The organism is Mycobacterium sp. MMS18-G62 (assembly GCF_053877835.1).
Genome location: NZ_CM132662.1, coordinates 3,543,015 through 3,558,985 on the forward strand (window position 1 = coordinate 3,543,015; position 15,971 = coordinate 3,558,985).

The following is a 15,971-nucleotide window of genomic DNA, read 5'->3' on the forward strand; positions in this document are numbered from 1 at the left end:
GAATTATGGCGACTGCCATCCAAGCTCGCGGTTGGGCGCATGCAAACCTGCGCGGAATCGGCAACAGCCTCTATACACCGTTTTGCGGTGTCGACGGCGACGACATCGACTGGGACGCATACCGGACGCTGGTGCGCTACTGCGTCGGCGAGCTTCGTCATCCGATGCTGTGGTGCACCAGCGGCATCGCGGAGTTCTGGTCACTGACGATCGATGAGCGAAAGCGCCTGCTGGAGGTGGCGATTGAGGAGGGGCGTGCCGCCAATCCCGATGTCGTCGTGCAGGCCTGCACGGCGGCGATGTCGGCCAAGGATTGTCTTGAGCTGACGACGCACGCGCAGCAAGCCGGCGCCGACATCGTCTACATCCAGACGCCGATGATGGAGGCCCACGGCGGAGCCGGAGTTCTGCGCTTTTTCCAATACATCGCCGATCGCACCGACATCGCGCTGGGCATGTTCAATTCGCCGTCGTCAGGCTATGTGTTGACGCCCGCCGAAAGTGCGCGCATCTACGACGAAATCCCTGCGGTCTGCGCCACCAAAGAGGGCGCGTTCAGGCCCGCGAGTAGCCGGATGCTGCATGAGCTCGCGCCCGAGCTGGTGATCTGGGAGTGCGACACGACCGTCTACCGGGCAGGCTGGCTGCGAGCCGGCGTCGTCGGGCCAGCGCAATTGGGCACTGCCGGCTACCTGTACGAAACCCCGCAGCGGCCAATACTTTCCGAGTACTGGGAGCTGGCGTGGAACGACAAGCTCATCGATGCGATGGACTACGCGGAGAAGTCCGGCATGGACCAGTTCGGCGTCGACATGCGCTCGTGGTTCACCTGCTATCCGGGACGGCCCGACTACTTCACCCACTGGGGTGGCGCCTTCAAATATGCGGCCTCTCTGCTTGGCCTGCCCATCGGGGACTATCCCCACTCGCGGCCCCCGCAAGCGGAGCTGCCTGACGAGGGACGAGCGCAGATCCGAACCGCCTATGAGCGCTTCGGATTGATCGCCGAACAGGGCGCGTGACCCGTTGCGGAAGGCACTACCGATAGGTGTACAGTATGGGAATTCATCGAGCTCGAAGCCGCTCCCGAGGAGGTCCGCTGGGTGAGCGTCCCTGATCGCGTCGCGGAACCCGCGGTGACGTCGGACCCGGTGCTGTACGAGGTCCTCGACAGTGGTGTCGCGGTGCTGACCCTCAACCGGCCGGAGCGCATGAACGGCTGGGGCGGTGGTCTTGCCGGCATGTTCTACCAACGTCTCGACGACGCCGATGCCGACCCCGACGTGCGGGCCATCGTGGTGACTGGCAGAGGGCGTGCGTTCTGCGCCGGAGCGGACATGGGCGACCTGACCACGATCACGAACGCCAGCGTCGATGCCGCAGGTGAAACCGATGTCAGCAAGCTCGTCGGCGCTCGGCATCCGCATGTCGTGATGACAATGCGCAAGCCCGTCATTGCCGCGATCAACGGCGCGTGTGCGGGTATGGGGCTGACGATGGCGTTGGTCTGCGACGTCCGGTTCGCCGCCGAGGGGGCCAAGTTCACGACGTCATTCGCGCGGCGCGGGTTGATCGCCGAGTACGGCATCTCGTGGATCCTCCCGCACGTCGTCGGCCGGGGCATCGCGCTGGACCTGCTGTTGTCCGGCCGGGTCTTCTACGCCGACGAGGCGGTCACACTCGGGCTCGTCAACGAAGTCGTACCGCCCGACGAGCTGCTGACGCGCGCCATCGCCTACGCGGAGGACATTGCCAAAAACTGCGCCCCCAGTTCTCTCGCGGTGATCAAGCAGCAGGTGTACGCAGACACCATGCGCGATGTATTCGAGGCCAGCGAGGTCGCCGAGAAGCTCATGCACGAGTCGATGGGCCGGCCCGACTTCATCGAGGGCATCACGAGCTTCTTCGAGAAGCGTCCGCCTAACTTCCCGCCATTGAGCGATCCCGGAAAGGACTCCTAATGACACTGGACTACAAGGCGATTGACGTCGACAACCACTACTACGAGACGATCGATTCCTGCACCAGGCACCTTCCCAAGGAGTTCAAGCGTCGCGGTGTGCAGATGCTCGCCGACGGCAAGCGCACGCTGGCCGTCATGGGTGAGGTGGTCAACCACTTCATCCCGAACCCCACCTTCGACCCGATCATCGAACCGGGCTGCCTCGATCTGCTCTTCCGCGGCGAGATCCCCGAAGGCGTCGACCCGGCCTCGCTGATGAAGGTCGACCGCATGGCCAATCATCCCGAGTACCAGAACCGCGATGCGCGGGTGAAGGTGCTCGACCGTCAGAACCTCGAGACGGTGTTCATGCTGCCGACGTTCGCCTGCGGTGTCGAGGAAGCGCTGAAGCACGACATCGAGGCGACGATGGCAACGGTGCACGCCTTCAACCTCTGGCTCGACGAGGACTGGGGTTTCGATCGGCCGGACGGGCGGATCATCGCCGCACCGATCGTCTCGCTGGCCGACCCCGACAAGGCCGTCGAGGAAGTCGAATTCGTGCTGGAGCGCGGGGCCAAGATGGTGCTGGTGCGCCCTGCGCCCGTGCCAGGAGTCGTCAAGCCGCGGTCGTTGGGCGATCCTCTGCACGATCCGGTGTGGGCGCGGCTGGCCGAGGCCGGTGTGCCGGTGGGCTTCCACCTGTCCGACAGCGGTTATCTGGCGATCGCGGCGCTGTGGGGCGGCAAGGGAACATTCGAGGGGTTCGGCAAGAAGGACCCGCTCGACCAGATCCTGCTGGACGACAGGGCGATCCACGACACGATGGCCTCGATGATCGTGCACCAGGTGTTCACCCGCCATCCGAAGTTGAAGGTCGCCAGCATCGAGAACGGCTCCTACTTCGTGTACCGGTTGATCAAGCGACTGAAGAAGGCTGCTAACACCGCGCCGTACCACTTCAAGGAGGACCCGGTCGAGCAGCTGCGCAACAACGTCTGGATCGCGCCGTACTACGAGGACGACGTGAAGCTGCTCGCCGAGACCATCGGCGTCGACAAGATCCTGTTCGGTTCGGACTGGCCGCACGGCGAAGGCCTCGCCGACCCGATGGCCTTCACCGCAGACATTCCCCAGTTCCCCGAGTTCAGCGCGGAGGACACCCGGAAAGTGATGCGGGACAACGCTTTAGACCTGCTAGGCGTCAAGGTGTCGGCCTGATATGCCGAGCAGACGCAAACTGTCCGTTTTTTCGGCGTGTCGGGGGAACTTTGCGTCTTCTCGCGGAGGAAACCCGTGAGCGAATGGACGATCGGCGCCGTTCTGGACGCGATTGCCGAGGCCGTTCCAGACCGGCCGATGACGGTCTGCGGCGAGCGCCGGAGCACCTTCGCGGAGTCCGCGGACCGCACCCGGCGATTGGCCAACTTCCTTGCCGGCCAGGGGTTCGGCGCACATCGCGAACGCGCCCAGCTGGAGAACTGGGAATGCGGGCAAGATCGCGTGGCGCTCATCATGCACAACGATCTGTATCCCGACATGGTGATCGGCTGCCTGAAGGCGCGAACCGTTCCCGCGAACGTGAACTACAACTACACGCCCCGCGAAGTCGCCGAACTGCTCGACTACCTCAAGCCGCGGGCCATCATCTACCACCGGTCCTTCGGCACGAAGTTCGCCGATGTGTTGTCCTCCGGAACGGCCGAACTGTTGATCTCGGTCGACGACGGCAGCGACGCTGAGGAACTGCCGACAGCGGTGAAGTTGGAAGATGCTCTGGCGCAAGGGGATACGGACCAAGACATCGAGCCGTCTCCCGACGATGTGATGATGGTCTGTACCGGCGGAACGACCGGACGGCCAAAGGGCGTCATGTGGCGCCAGAGCGACACCTACGTCGTGTCGATGAACGGCACCGACCACGAATCTGCCGACGCGATACGCGAGACGGTGCGCCACGGCGGGCAGCCGTGGTTTGCCGTCTCGCCGCTGATGCACGCGGCGGGCATGTGGACCGCCTTTGCGGCCATTCTCAACGGGCTGACGGTCGTCCTCTACGACAGCACCAAGTTCGACCCACCCGCCGTGTTGGAGACCGCGCAGCATCACAAGGTGGGCATGATGACGATGGTGGGCGACGCCTATGCCGCACCGCTCGTCGACGAGTTGCGGCGCGGCTCCTACGACCTGACATCGTTGTTCGCGATCGGCACCGGGGGAGCGGCGACGAACCCCAAACACCAAAGTGCACTGCTCGAATTGCTGCCCCAGATCACGTTGATCAATGGATACGGGTCGTCAGAAACCGGGAACGTGGGCTTCGGTCGAAGTCAGCGCGGGGATCAGAAGGACACCTTCGCGCTGCGCGAAGGCGCGTTGGTGGTCTCCGAGGATTACAGCCGCTTCCTGCAACCCGGCGAGCCGGAGATCGGCTATGTCGCCCGCGCAGGCCGCATTCCGCTTGGCTACTTTGACGATCCGGTAGCCACCGGCAAGACCTTCCCCATCGTCGAGGGACAACGTGTGGTGATTTCCGGGGACCGGGGGTCGCTGGCGTCCGACGGCACGATGCGGTTGTTCGGTCGCGATTCTCTTGTCGTCAACACCGGCGGCGAAAAGGTTTTCGTCGAGGAAGTCGAAGAAGTTCTGCGTGTGCACCCGGCGGTCGTCGACGCGTTGGTGGTCGGGCGGCCAAGCGAACGTTGGGGCCAGGAAGTCGTCGCCCTGGTCGCGGTGCGCGACGATGCCGACGCCGGCCACGAGGCGCTCCATGCGCATTGCACGTCGCGATTGGCACGATTCAAGGCGCCCAAGGAGTTCATCGTCGTCGACGAAGTCCGCAGGTTGGGGAACGGTAAGCCGGACTATCGGTGGGCGAAAGCCGTTGCGACACAGAAGGCTACGGTGCGACAGGTATGACGCATAGAGCGATTGACGGCTTGGTCAACGTGCATTTCGGCGAGACCGAGAAGCAGCCCACGTGGATGCTGAAGGTGCGTGACGACTACTTCAAGGGCCCGGAGTCGATGTTTGCGCCGGTGGACATCGCGGAGCTGCTCGACGAGATGGACGAGCAGGGCGTCGCCAAGGCCATCCTGATGGACAACGTCACCAAGCCGTCGGTGACCGCACGCAAATTCGTCGAAGCAAAGCCAGATCGGTTCGCACTCGCGATGGGTGGTGTGAACCTGCTGCGGCCGATGCCGTCGCTGCGCGAACTCTCTGCGGTCGTCAGCGACCTGCCGGTGGCGTATGCCGTTGTCGGTCCCAGCTTTTGGGGGGACGGTCAATATCCGCCCAGCGACGCGGTCTACTACCCGCTGTACACCAAGTGCGCCGAGCTCGAGTTGCCGCTGTGCATCAACACCGGCATTCCCGGGCCGCCGATCCCCGGTGAGGTCCAGAATCCCATTCACCTCGACCGCGTCTGTGTGCGGTTCCCCGAGCTGAAGCTCTGCATGATCCACGGCGCCGATCCGTGGTGGGACGTCGCCATCCGGCTGATGATCAAATACCAGAACCTGCATCTGATGACGTCGGCCTGGTCGCCCAAGCGGCTACCCGAAAGCCTTCTGCATTACATGCGCACTCGCGGATCCGACAAGGTGATCTACGCGTCGGATTGGCCGGTGCTCAAGATGCGTCGTGTCGTACCCGAGGCACTTGCGTTGGATCTGCCCGCCGACGTACTCGACAACTACCTCTACAACAATGCACACGAATTCTTCTTCGGGGGGACAAAGGAGCACTGATGGATCGTTACGAACTCCGCAGACTCGACTACAGCCTCACCGACGACCATGAGGCTCTGCAGACTGCCTACAAAGACTTCTTCCAAACCCACTGTTCGATCGAGACCGTTCGGGCCGCGGAGCCGTCGGGCTTCGACAAGAGTCTGTGGGAGCGGCTGTGCGCCATGGGGGCGACGACGATGGCGCTGCCCGAATCGGTTGGCGGGGACGGGGCGACGCTTGTCGACCTGACACTGGTCGCCGAGGAGATCGGCCGCTCTCTCGCACCGGTTCCGTGGATCGACCACGTGTGCACAGCGCGTCTGCTGGCCCGGTTGGATGCGCTCGACGCCGATGTGGTGAACGGTAGGCAGCTGGCGGGGTTCGACGCGCAGCACGACAACCTGTCCGGCAGCCGTCTGATCCCGACGGGCTCGATTGCCGACCAGATCGTGGTGCGCGACGGCGAGGACGTTGTGCGTCTGGCGTTTGCGACGCGTCCGGCCAAGGTCGACAACATCGGCAAGCTGCCGATGGCCTGGGTCGACCCTGCGTCGGCCGACAGCCGCACGGTACTGGCAAGCGGTACTGCGGCGCTCGCGGAATATCAACGCGCGCTGGATGAATGGCGTGTCCTCATGGCGTCGGCACTCGTAGGCCTTGTCGAGGAAACGATGACCATCGCCGCCGAATTCGCCAAGTCCCGTTACACGTTGGGCGTGCCGATCTCGACGCTGCAGGGCATCTCGCATCCGCTGGCCAATATCGCGATCACCGTGCAGGGCGGCCGCAATCTCGCTCGACGCGCGGCATGGTTCCTCGACAACGAACCCGATGAGCGCCGGGAGCTGGCGCCCTCGGCATTCGTATTCATGGCCGAAGAGGCCTCGAAGGCCGCCACGATGTGTGTGCATGTTCAGGGCGGTTTGGGTGTCTCCTCGGAGGCGGCCGCCTCCGCGTACCTGGTGCGCGCCCGCGGGTGGGCGTTGGCCGGCGGTGACCCCGGCGCTAGCGCCAAGTACATCGCGGAGATCGTCGCGGCCCGCGAAAGCGAAGGACGGAACTAGCCAATGGACTTCTCACGAGTCGAGCTTGCCGACGACGACCAAGCATTCCTCGAGGAGGCACGCCGCTTCCTTCGCGAAGTGGTGACAGAGGACGTCCTCCGGCGTGACCGGGAGACCGGCGACAACTTCGACGAGGGTGTGCACTTGGCGCTGGGCGCAGCCGGTTACCTCGAAAAGGAGTGGAAGCCAGCGGCCGACGGCGGTTTCAGCCGGGTAAGGCGGCGCATCTGGGAGCTGGAGAAGCGACGGGCTCACGTGCCATGGGTCACGTGGGGTACGACATCGATGGTGGCGCGGTCGGTCGCGCGATTCGGCTCGGCTGAATTGCAAGACGAGGTGCTACCACGGGTATTCAGCGGTCATGTCCGGCTGTGTCTGGGCTATACCGAACCTGAAGGCGGCTCGGACATCGCGACGTGCAAGACCCGCGCGGTGCGCGACGGAGACGCGTGGGTGATCAACGGCTCGAAGATGTTCACCACCGGCGCACACAACTGCCAGTACGTCTTCCTGCTCACCAACACTGATCCGGACGCGCCAAAGCACAAGAGCCTGACCATGTTTCTGGTCCCGCTGGACTCGCCGGGCATCGAAATCCAGGGCGTCCGTACGGTCGACGGCGACCGCACGAACATCGTCTACTACAGCGACGTCCGCGTCGACGACAAGTACCGCCTCGGCGACGTGAACAACGGCTGGACCGTGCTGCGGGAGCCGCTCAACGTCGAACATGGGGCGGTCGAGGCCGCGGTCGACGGGCTACAGGATATGTCGATCATGATGCACCAGGCGGGGTTCATGGCGACCGCCGTTGACAAGGTCGCCGCCAAAGTGATGCAGCGGGATCCCAACGGGCGTCGCCTGATCGACGACGGTTCTGTCGCATATCGCTTGGGCCGCAGCGCAGCTCGCATGGAGGCGTCGTTGAGCGCGCCGAGCATATTCGGTCGCGTGGCGCTCGCACAGACGATGCGCGACATCTCGCCGGATCTGATGGACATCCTGGGCACTTCGTCCGCGCTGCCGATCGGTACCGATGGCGCCGCCGACGACGGTGCGTCGGAATACGTGTACCGATTCGCGCCGCTCGTCGGCATTTACGGCGGCACGCTGGAAGTCTTCCGCAACATGATCGCGCAATACGTGTTGGGGCTCGGAAAGCCGGCGTATGCACCGCCGGCGGCGAAAGCCTCCTAGCGCGAGCGTGCGTGTCTGCGGGCGACACGCCGCGTCAAGCCGTCGCCAGCTGTGCGCTCAGACGTGCTCGTGGATGTCCAGCCCATAGGGCAGGCCGCGTTGGCGTACCCATGCGTCGTGCTCCTTGCCCAGCGGTGTGACCGGCTCAGCGGTCCCGTCGGTCGCGTCCGTGATCGAACGGGCGTGCAGTGTGGCGCCAAGCTCGGTGCAAACGGCAAGAATGCTCAACGTGATTCGGGGCATGAAGACGAAATCGTCGGGTAGCAATATGCGGTGCACAGCATGCTGGGGCGAGCGCACATCCAGCAGGGTACGGATAGCCCGGCGGGTGGTGTCGCGGGTGAAGGTGACCGGCTGGTCCGCCAGCGTCTCGTGGAGCAAGTCCTCCCACCAGTCGTATGCCTCCTCCACGCTGAGGGTGCAATCGTTTGTCAGCAAGCCCATCTCCGTCATCAGACGGTGTACATCCTGTTTACGTCTGTCGATGACCGCGCGAGAGAGCAACACGAATCTGCGGCGTTGCAACTCGGGAAGTACTTTCACGCAGCCGAAGTCGACGACTCCAACGCTGCCGTCCAAGCCGAAACGGTAGTTGCCGAAATGGGGGTCGGCATGCAGCAAGTTCGCGTGCCGATATGAACCGAAGAGGAAGACCGCAATCGTCTCTGCCCACAGATTCTTCAGATGTTGGTCGACCCCTTGAGCTTCCGACCAATCGATTCCGTTCAGATATGTCATCGTCAGCACTCGATCGCCGGACGCCGCCGAAATGACCTGTGGCACATGGATGAACGGGTGGTCGCGGTAGAGCCGGCGAAAAGCGCTGATATTGGCCGCCTCGTGCCGGTAATCGAGCTCCTCGCGGATACGTTTGCCGATCTCGCGTGTCGCCTCCAACAGGTTGGAGGGAATCGACATTCCCATCGAGGCGGCGGCCAATCGGAGGAATGTCGCAAGCAATTCCGTATTGGCCAAGTCAGCGTCGATGGCCTCGGCCGCACCTGGGTACTGGATTTTGACCGCTACCGGGCGCCCGTCGCGCAACACCGCGCGATGGACTTGACCGATGGATGCCGCGGCCATCGGTTCATCGCTGAACTCGGCGAACACCTCACCAACGGGTCGACCCAAATCGGCCTGCAGGACTTGACGGGCCACGGATGGATCCATGGGTGGGGTGTCAGTGTGCAGCCGCGTCAATGCCTTCTGATAGGGCGACAACTGGCCGTTGCCAATGCAGCCGGTGTCGACCATCGAAAGGAGCTGCCCGGCCTTCATCAGGACACCCTTGGAGTGGCCAAGCAGGTCCGCGTAACGCTCGGCGGTGTGGCGGTGAAAGCGTGCGACGGCGTCGGCGTCACCGGCCTTCTCCTGCAGGCCGGCCACCACCCGGCCCGCCGCAGCCCCCGCGGTCAGGCCGGCCAACGGCAGCGTACGCCGGAACCGCCCCTGCGGAACCGCATCGTCCGGGGCTGCCATCGCGGATCTCCTGGTCGCGCTCGCTCCACACTGCGGCTAAAGTCTGGCCTGACCGATGATAAGTGGCTACTTAGGAGTGGTCAATGTTGCAAGCGCCGACGCGCGAACGGCTGATTACCGAGGCTATGCGGCTGTTCGGTGAGCAGGGGTACCGCGGCACCAGCGTCGCGCAAATCGAGGCCGCCGCCGGGCTCGCACCTGGGTCGGGTGCTCTCTACCATCACTTCAAATCCAAGGAAGAACTCTTGGAAGCCGGTATCGACCGTCAGTTGGACCGACGCCGTGCCATGCGCGACATCCGCACTTTGTTCGCCGGCCTCGGCGATCTACGAAGCGAACTCACAATGCTGGGCCGCTACATACTCAGCGTGCTCGACGACGAAACCGAGCTACTCCAGATCGCCTCTAGAGCACCCGTGGAGCTCTCGACGCGGCTCAACACCGCCTACGCCGCCTTATTCGATGGGCTGTATGCCGAGTTGGCCGACTGGGTGCGAGGCTGGGTCCCCGACGTCAGCACCGAAGACGCCGCAGCGATCGGTTTCGTTGGGGTCAACGCGCTGTTGGGCAAACGAGCCACTCGCACCTTCCTGCATCCGGCGAAACCCGATATTTCTGACGAGGCGTACATCGCCGAGTGGACATCAATGCTCACCCATCGCATCAACGCGTTACGCGAGGGCCGCTAGCGCCGAACGCTTGGCCTGCCGCGATGGGGTCAGACCGCTCAAGCATCACGTCCGACCGGCGGTGCCGGGCATCGTCCTGCGCTTGACCAGTGTCTTCCGATTCGATCCTGCAAAGCTCATGGCATTGACGGCACCAAAGTGAACACTTAATATTTCCAAGTGAACGAAGTTTGCAATGGGAAGTTGTTGGGAATACCGATCGAGGAAAGTGCTTGAACATGAGCAGCGCGCGGCGGGGAGCAATCCACCGGCGTTCCGCGTCAGCAAAACGGTGCCTCCGTCGGTAATGGAACAGCTGTTACGGCGCACGGCGCAGAAAGGGTTCGGCGAATTGCCGCCAACGACCAGCGACGGGGGGACCACGGCGGTTGTCGTGGTCGACGGTCAAGATGTCGTCCACGCCGGCATCGAGTCTTGGGTCACCGGCAGCCATCCGCGTATGAAAATCGTCGGGCATTTCACCAGTCCCGCGGATTTCATGGCGGTGCACCCCGTGAAGGACCCAGCGGTGGATGTAGTGCTGTTTGCTCTCTCCTATGAGGGCCGTGGGCCCGATTTTGATGCGCTACACCGGATCTGCGAGGTCGGCTACCGCGTCGTCGTCTATTCCTATCTGGTCGACGATCACATCATCTTGGCTAGTTTGGAGGCCGGCGCCGTCAGCTATGTCGCCAAACACGAGTCCGGACACGACTTGGCCGAGGCCGTTTACGCCGCGCACACCGATACCCCTTATGTCGCACCGAGAATGGCCAAAGCGCTAGTGAACGACAAACGGGCGGGCAGGCCTCAGCTCAGCAATCGGGAACAGCAGGTACTCATCGCCTGGTTTCAGACGGAGAACAAGAACGCGGTCGCCAAGAAGCTCTTCATCGAACCCTCCACGGTGGCTACCCATCTGCAGCGGGTAAGGGCGAAGTATGCATCTGTCGGTCGCCCGGCTCCGACCAAGGCAGCCTTGGTTGCGAGGGCGATCCAAGATGGCATCCTCAGCGTCGACGACCTGTGACGGCCTCGTCCGCTTGCTGAATTCCGGACGGGTTCGGCGAACTCGGCCGCATGGCCAAACGGTTGACTGACCACGAGGAACCGGTGGGCGGCTCCACATGATGTTCCGTCGGGGAACAAACGCGAAAAGCACTGCCGCTAACCATATTCCGACGACTGCCTGAAGGTTCGTCCACGGCGGTTTGCGCATCACGTACAACGCCAGCTCGGGTAGGGTTACCGCTGCGGAAACGGATTGGCTCGTAGGCCCTGATCCGACGAGCGCTTGCGCATTGATGGTTTCGGTGCTGTAGCCGTCGAACGTTCACTTGTCCGTATCGCCGTCGGCCAGCGGACGTTGTCCCCAAACGCTGTCGGGTGCACGCGCGCCACCAACGGAGCCGATGGACGCCGCATCGGCGTCGGCGCTAGCGGTGTCCGTCAAACAAATGACTTTGCTGGAGCGGCGTGTCCTCCAACCGAATGAATGTCAGCGCAATGCGTGACCCACTCGGCTGGAACTCTGTTACTTAGCTATGAAGGCGGCTGCGGTTAGTCCTTAGGCGCCCATGCCCGGCCCGCACGTGGTCGGCTCACTGGTACGAAGGGAGCGGAAAACATGAAGAGAATCATCGCCGCGTCGGCGTTGGCATTGAGTGGCTTGGCCACCCTCGCGGTGGGTGTCGCCCATGCCGATGCAGTTCAGGTTGAGGGCGCATACGCAACGCTGGCCGCCTGCCAGACAGACGGACCCCAGGTGGAGATCGCACACGATGACGCCGCCTTCACCCACTGGGATTGCCGCCAGGACAACGATGGCCTCTGGTACGTCTGGCTGAGCAACTGACAAGGGTTGCGCGGCGGTGAGCGAGCCTATTGGTGCTCTTCCAGGCAAGAGCCCCGAGCGAAAGCGCGCAGCGGTACTGGATTCCGCGAAGCGTGTGTCCATGGTCGGGGCCGTCGCGTTTACGGTTGGGCTCGGAACGCTGGCCGCCACCGGCGGCGGCGTCGGTGTCGCCGTGGCCTCGCCGGATGATTCGACCCAGTCGTCATCGAGTTCATCGTCGAATGCAGCCACACATTCGGATCCCAGCGCCGGTTCGAGCGCTCCCAATGTCGGCCCGCACGAGGGCGTGTCGGTAGACGCGCCGTCAACGTCGGCCCAGCACACCCCGGTCTCATCGGCCCCGGCGGGCGACACCGCGGCTACGAAGTCGCCCCCAGACACTGCCTCACATACGGGGACAACTCAGGATCGCACAACCGAAGACGTGGTCCCCGTTGCCAACTCGGCGTCGGTGCCCAGCAGCGACTCGGCCCCGCCGGCGGGCGCAGCACTGCCGGAGTCGCAAGCCACACCTGGCACCGCGACCACCTCAACTGACTCCCCGCCTAGTGGCGGAAGCGGCTCGTCGACGGCGGTAGTCCCGTCTGCGGGATCCGGGCATGGTGCCGAATCAACAGTCGCGGTCGCCCAAGCACCGCAGGTTTCAGGGTCGGCTTCTGCGCTCGCGGTTCCTTCAACAGTCAGCGATCAGTTGAGCGTTTCGCTCACCGACACCGCACAGGCTGTTCCAGCCTCAGACGTCGAGAAATGGCGTACATCATCGACGCCGCCACCGGACTCAGCGGTGTCCACCGCGGTCGCCACGGCGACGCCCGCCGAAGATCTTGCCGTCCCTTCCTCGACCACGCTCACGCCAGTCGGCGTGGTCCGCAGCTTCATCGACTTGATCAGCACCTGGCTGTCCTCGTTGCCCGCCAACCCGATCACCGACTTGCTGCAGGGCGCCTGGTTATTCCTGCGCCGTACCGTTTTCGACGAGGCCCCGACGCTGAATCCGGTGCAAGCGACCGGGCAGTCGAGCGGGCCCATTACCGGCGATATCGGTGCGGTCGACCCTGAAGGCGACCCGATCAAATACCGCGTCGTCCAAGCCCCGCTGCACGGCAGCGTCACGATCAGCCCCAACGGGAGTTACAGCTACACCCCGGCGTCTGACTTTCATGGCACGGACATCTTCACTGTCGCCGCCACCGACACCGGAAGCCACCTGAACCTCCTCGATCCCGGCCGCCAAGCCAGCACTGAGGCGAACGTCTGGGTACAGCAGGGGCCCGCGACGGACCAGCTGCGTTTCAAATTCAACTATGGGACCGGTGCACAGTACTGGAGCCCGGAGGCCAAAACTGCCCTGGAATGGGCAGCCGGCGCGCTGTCGACTTACTTCGTCGTCACATCCCCGGTCACGATCGATTACACCGTTACCGGCGGCTATGCGCCGTACCGGAATACCGGTAACAATCCGGACGGAACACCGAATTGGGAGTCTGTATGCAACGGTGGATTCTGTTCTTCGACACTGGCGTCGGCCTCAAGCCCATCGGTCGATACTGACACCCCCGGTTTCTTCCAAACGGTCGTCCAGAAGAAGATCATTTCCGGCGTTGACGCAAACGGCTCGCAAGCCGATGGCTCAATCAAGTTCAACTTCGGCAAGAACTGGGCTTATGGGAGCTCGGTGGGAAGCAACCAGTTCGACTTCGAGTCCACGGCGATGCATGAGCTGCTGCACACGTTCGGATTCACGGACGATTTCTCCGCGCCAGGAAAGAACACCGACACGAACTGGAAGTTCTACGACCAGTTCATCACCGATTCCACCGGCGCAAAGGTCATCAATGGCAGCACCTTTGAATGGAACACCGCCTACGACCCCAACCTGACCGGAGGCAATGGCGGCCTGTACTTCGCAGGAGCCAACGCGGTCGCTGCCTACGGTGGCCCTGTCCCGCTTTACACGCCGAAGCCCTACACCTCCGCCAGTTCGGTGGCGCACCTGGACGACAACACTTTCAACAACACCGACCCGAATTCCGAAAACGCGAAGAAAATGATGAACGCCAAAGACGGTGAAGGACTAGGCGTCAGGGTCGTCAGCGCGGTCGAAAGCGGCATCCTCACCGACCTTGGCTACACGATGGTCTTGGGCGGGGGAGGAGCGTCGGATACCGGCATGTACGGCGACCCCGTCAAGAACGCCCAGTACTGGGAAGCGCAATCACACGGCAATAACTGCGTGCTGATGTCGACAGCCATGGTGATCGGCCAACTCACCGGCAAGATGCCGACCGAAAACGAGATCATCACCGAGGCGATGAACACCGACAGCGTCGTCAACGAAGGCAAGAAGATGTACTTGGGTCCCACCAGTCCAACCGGGGTCGACATCAAGGATGCTGTGAAACTGCTTGAAAACCATGGCATCACGGCCACCACCACAGAGTTGGAAAAAACCGAAGGAGCCAAGGCACTGAAAAACCTTACGGCGGCTCTGTCCCAAGGAAAGTCGGTCATGGTGGGGGTTCACGGTGCGACCATCTGGAACGCCGTTGAAAACGAGCCACCGACCGAAGGCACGCTGCAAGCCGACCACCAGGTGGTAGTTATCGCCGTGGATTTGAAGAACCGCTTCGTGTACCTCAACGACAGCGGCTTCGCGGAGCAGGGCAAGAACATGAAGGTTCCGCTGGACGCATTCATGAAGGGCTGGCAGGCCGATGACTTCGAGCTGACCGCCGCCGCATTGAAGGCGCAGGAGGACTCCATGCCCACAGCGCCTTCGGTCGCAGCGTAAGGAGGCGGCTCTCTCGTCGCCTACGCAGTCGCCAGAGCCGGGGGCTTGACCGCGGCCGGGTCCGGGTTGGCGATCGGCAAACCGATGAAGCGGCGGGCGTTGTCACCCATGAAGTCGTACGTGCGTCGTTCGTCCATGCCCTCGGCGTACTTCCAGAAACCCTTCGGCTCGGCCAACCCCTCGGGGTGCGGGTAGTCCGAACCGAACAGCACGCGATCCCAGCCGACGGTGTTCACGACGTCGGATACGCAGCCTTCCCAGAACGGGCTGACCCAGATGTTGCGCCGGAACACGTCGTGGGGGTGTTCGGGGAAGTTCTGCGGCATCTTCTTGTACAGGTCGTCGAAATCGTTGAACAACGGGAAGATCCACGAGCTGCCGTTCTCGACGCTGGCGATACGCAGCTTGGGGAAGCGGGTGAGTGTGCCGTGGCAGATCAGGCTCGTAATCATGTCGGCAATCTCGCGGTGACCCAGCACCATCCACCGAAATGCGCTTTGGGCCATGAAGTTCTGTGTGTGCGGCGGCTCCCACTTGGCGACGTAGTCGTCGAGCGGCGGGTAGCTGGCGTGCAGGACGATCGGCAGGCCGGCGGACTCGACATCGCGCCAGAACGGGTCGAACTCGGGGAGCGCCGGGGATCGCCAACCGTGGATGCCATTGACGGGCCCCGGTTTGATCAGCGCAGCCCTGACGCCATTGTCCAAGAGGTATTCGAGTTCTCGCTGTGCACCCTCGACCTCGGAGAGGTTGATGATCGGCGTGGAGAACACGCGGTCTTGGTAGTTGTAGGTCCAGTGCTCGAACATCCATTGGTTGAGGGCATGGATGATCGCCAGTGTCAGCTCGGGGTCGTCGGCGGTGGCGTGCTCGATGAGACTGGCCAGTGTCGGGTAGTTCAGTGCCTCGACGACGCCCTGGCGGTCGAGTTCTTTGACCCGGTCGACGGGATTGCGCGTTGCGGCAGGCGCTTCGATGGCTGGGCCCTGCATTTCACGCAGGGAGAGACCTTCGGTGTTCTCCCCGGCGAAGAACTTTTCGTGCGCACCCGGTGCGGCGACGCGCTCGAACGTCGGGTTGGGGATGAAATCGTTGACCCTGTTGTTGATCACGATGCGCGTCTGCCGGCCGATTTGTGCGAACTGCACTGCGCGCGAGTATTTCTCGGGCAGGTACTTTGTCAGCGAGTCAGGCGTCTCATACATGTGCTGATCGGCGTCGAAAATCGGCGCGCCGGTGAA

Annotated in this window: 13 protein-coding genes; 11 read left to right on the forward strand and 2 right to left on the reverse strand. The window is 63.2% G+C overall.

Features of this window, described 5'->3' with window-relative positions; all coding sequences use genetic code 11:
* Positions 1–5: 5 nt before the first annotated feature.
* The 7 genes from ACWW36_RS17660 to ACWW36_RS17690 all read left to right on the forward strand — a co-directional run bounded on the left by ACWW36_RS17660 (position 6) and on the right by ACWW36_RS17690 (position 7,937).
* Entirely contained in the window at positions 6–1,022 is a 1,017-nt protein-coding gene (locus tag ACWW36_RS17660; protein WP_456137287.1) for a dihydrodipicolinate synthase family protein, read from the forward strand.
* A gap of 81 nt (positions 1,023–1,103) precedes the next feature.
* Entirely contained in the window at positions 1,104–1,961 is an 858-nt protein-coding gene (locus ACWW36_RS17665; RefSeq protein WP_456137288.1) for an enoyl-CoA hydratase, read from the forward strand.
* Entirely contained in the window at positions 1,961–3,163 is a 1,203-nt protein-coding gene (locus tag ACWW36_RS17670; RefSeq protein ID WP_456137289.1) for an amidohydrolase family protein, read from the forward strand. The genes ACWW36_RS17665 and ACWW36_RS17670 overlap by 1 nt, the downstream gene beginning before the upstream one ends.
* Positions 3,164–3,238: 75 nt before the next feature.
* Complete coding sequence (locus ACWW36_RS17675) at positions 3,239–4,861, forward strand: acyl-CoA synthetase (RefSeq protein ID WP_456137290.1); 1,623 nt, start codon at positions 3,239–3,241, stop codon at positions 4,859–4,861.
* Positions 4,858–5,694: an amidohydrolase family protein gene (locus tag ACWW36_RS17680; protein WP_456137291.1), complete on the forward strand. Its 837-nt coding sequence runs from the start codon at positions 4,858–4,860 to the stop codon at positions 5,692–5,694. The genes ACWW36_RS17675 and ACWW36_RS17680 overlap by 4 nt, the downstream gene beginning before the upstream one ends.
* A complete protein-coding gene (locus ACWW36_RS17685) occupies positions 5,694–6,740 on the forward strand; it encodes an acyl-CoA dehydrogenase family protein (RefSeq protein ID WP_456137292.1) in 1,047 nt (348 codons plus the stop codon). Before ACWW36_RS17680 ends, ACWW36_RS17685 begins: the two co-directional genes overlap by 1 nt.
* 3 nt (positions 6,741–6,743) lie before the next feature.
* Positions 6,744–7,937, forward strand: coding sequence for an acyl-CoA dehydrogenase family protein (locus ACWW36_RS17690; protein ID WP_456137293.1), 1,194 nt, complete (start codon positions 6,744–6,746; stop codon positions 7,935–7,937).
* Between the two features lie 57 nt (positions 7,938–7,994).
* On the opposite strand, the gene ACWW36_RS17695 is transcribed toward ACWW36_RS17690, so the two are convergent.
* Complete coding sequence (locus tag ACWW36_RS17695; RefSeq protein ID WP_456137294.1) at positions 7,995–9,416, reverse strand: ABC1 kinase family protein; 1,422 nt, start codon at positions 9,414–9,416, stop codon at positions 7,995–7,997.
* 83 nt (positions 9,417–9,499) lie between these two features.
* Here ACWW36_RS17695 and ACWW36_RS17700 point away from each other — a divergent pair, with 83 nt between their 5' ends.
* The 4 genes from ACWW36_RS17700 to ACWW36_RS17715 all read left to right on the forward strand — a co-directional run bounded on the left by ACWW36_RS17700 (position 9,500) and on the right by ACWW36_RS17715 (position 14,730).
* On the forward strand, positions 9,500–10,105 hold the full coding sequence (locus ACWW36_RS17700; protein WP_456137295.1) for a TetR/AcrR family transcriptional regulator: 606 nt from the start codon (positions 9,500–9,502) through the stop codon (positions 10,103–10,105).
* Positions 10,106–10,391: 286 nt separating this feature from the next.
* The gene (locus ACWW36_RS17705) at positions 10,392–11,114 is read left to right on the forward strand and encodes a response regulator transcription factor (RefSeq protein WP_456137296.1); all 723 of its coding nucleotides are present in this window, start codon (positions 10,392–10,394) and stop codon (positions 11,112–11,114) included.
* Positions 11,115–11,711: 597 nt separating this feature from the next.
* Entirely contained in the window at positions 11,712–11,939 is a 228-nt protein-coding gene (locus ACWW36_RS17710) for a hypothetical protein (RefSeq protein WP_456137297.1), read from the forward strand.
* A 784-nt stretch (positions 11,940–12,723) separates the two neighbouring features.
* Positions 12,724–14,730: an Ig-like domain-containing protein gene (locus tag ACWW36_RS17715; RefSeq protein ID WP_456137298.1), complete on the forward strand. Its 2,007-nt coding sequence runs from the start codon at positions 12,724–12,726 to the stop codon at positions 14,728–14,730.
* A 20-nt stretch (positions 14,731–14,750) separates the two neighbouring features.
* On the opposite strand, the gene ACWW36_RS17720 is transcribed toward ACWW36_RS17715, so the two are convergent.
* Positions 14,751–15,935 carry an amidohydrolase family protein gene (locus ACWW36_RS17720; protein ID WP_456142531.1) on the reverse strand — a complete coding sequence of 395 codons (1,185 nt, stop codon included), beginning with the start codon at positions 15,933–15,935 and terminating at the stop codon, positions 14,751–14,753.
* Between the last annotated feature and the right edge of the window lie 36 nt (positions 15,936–15,971).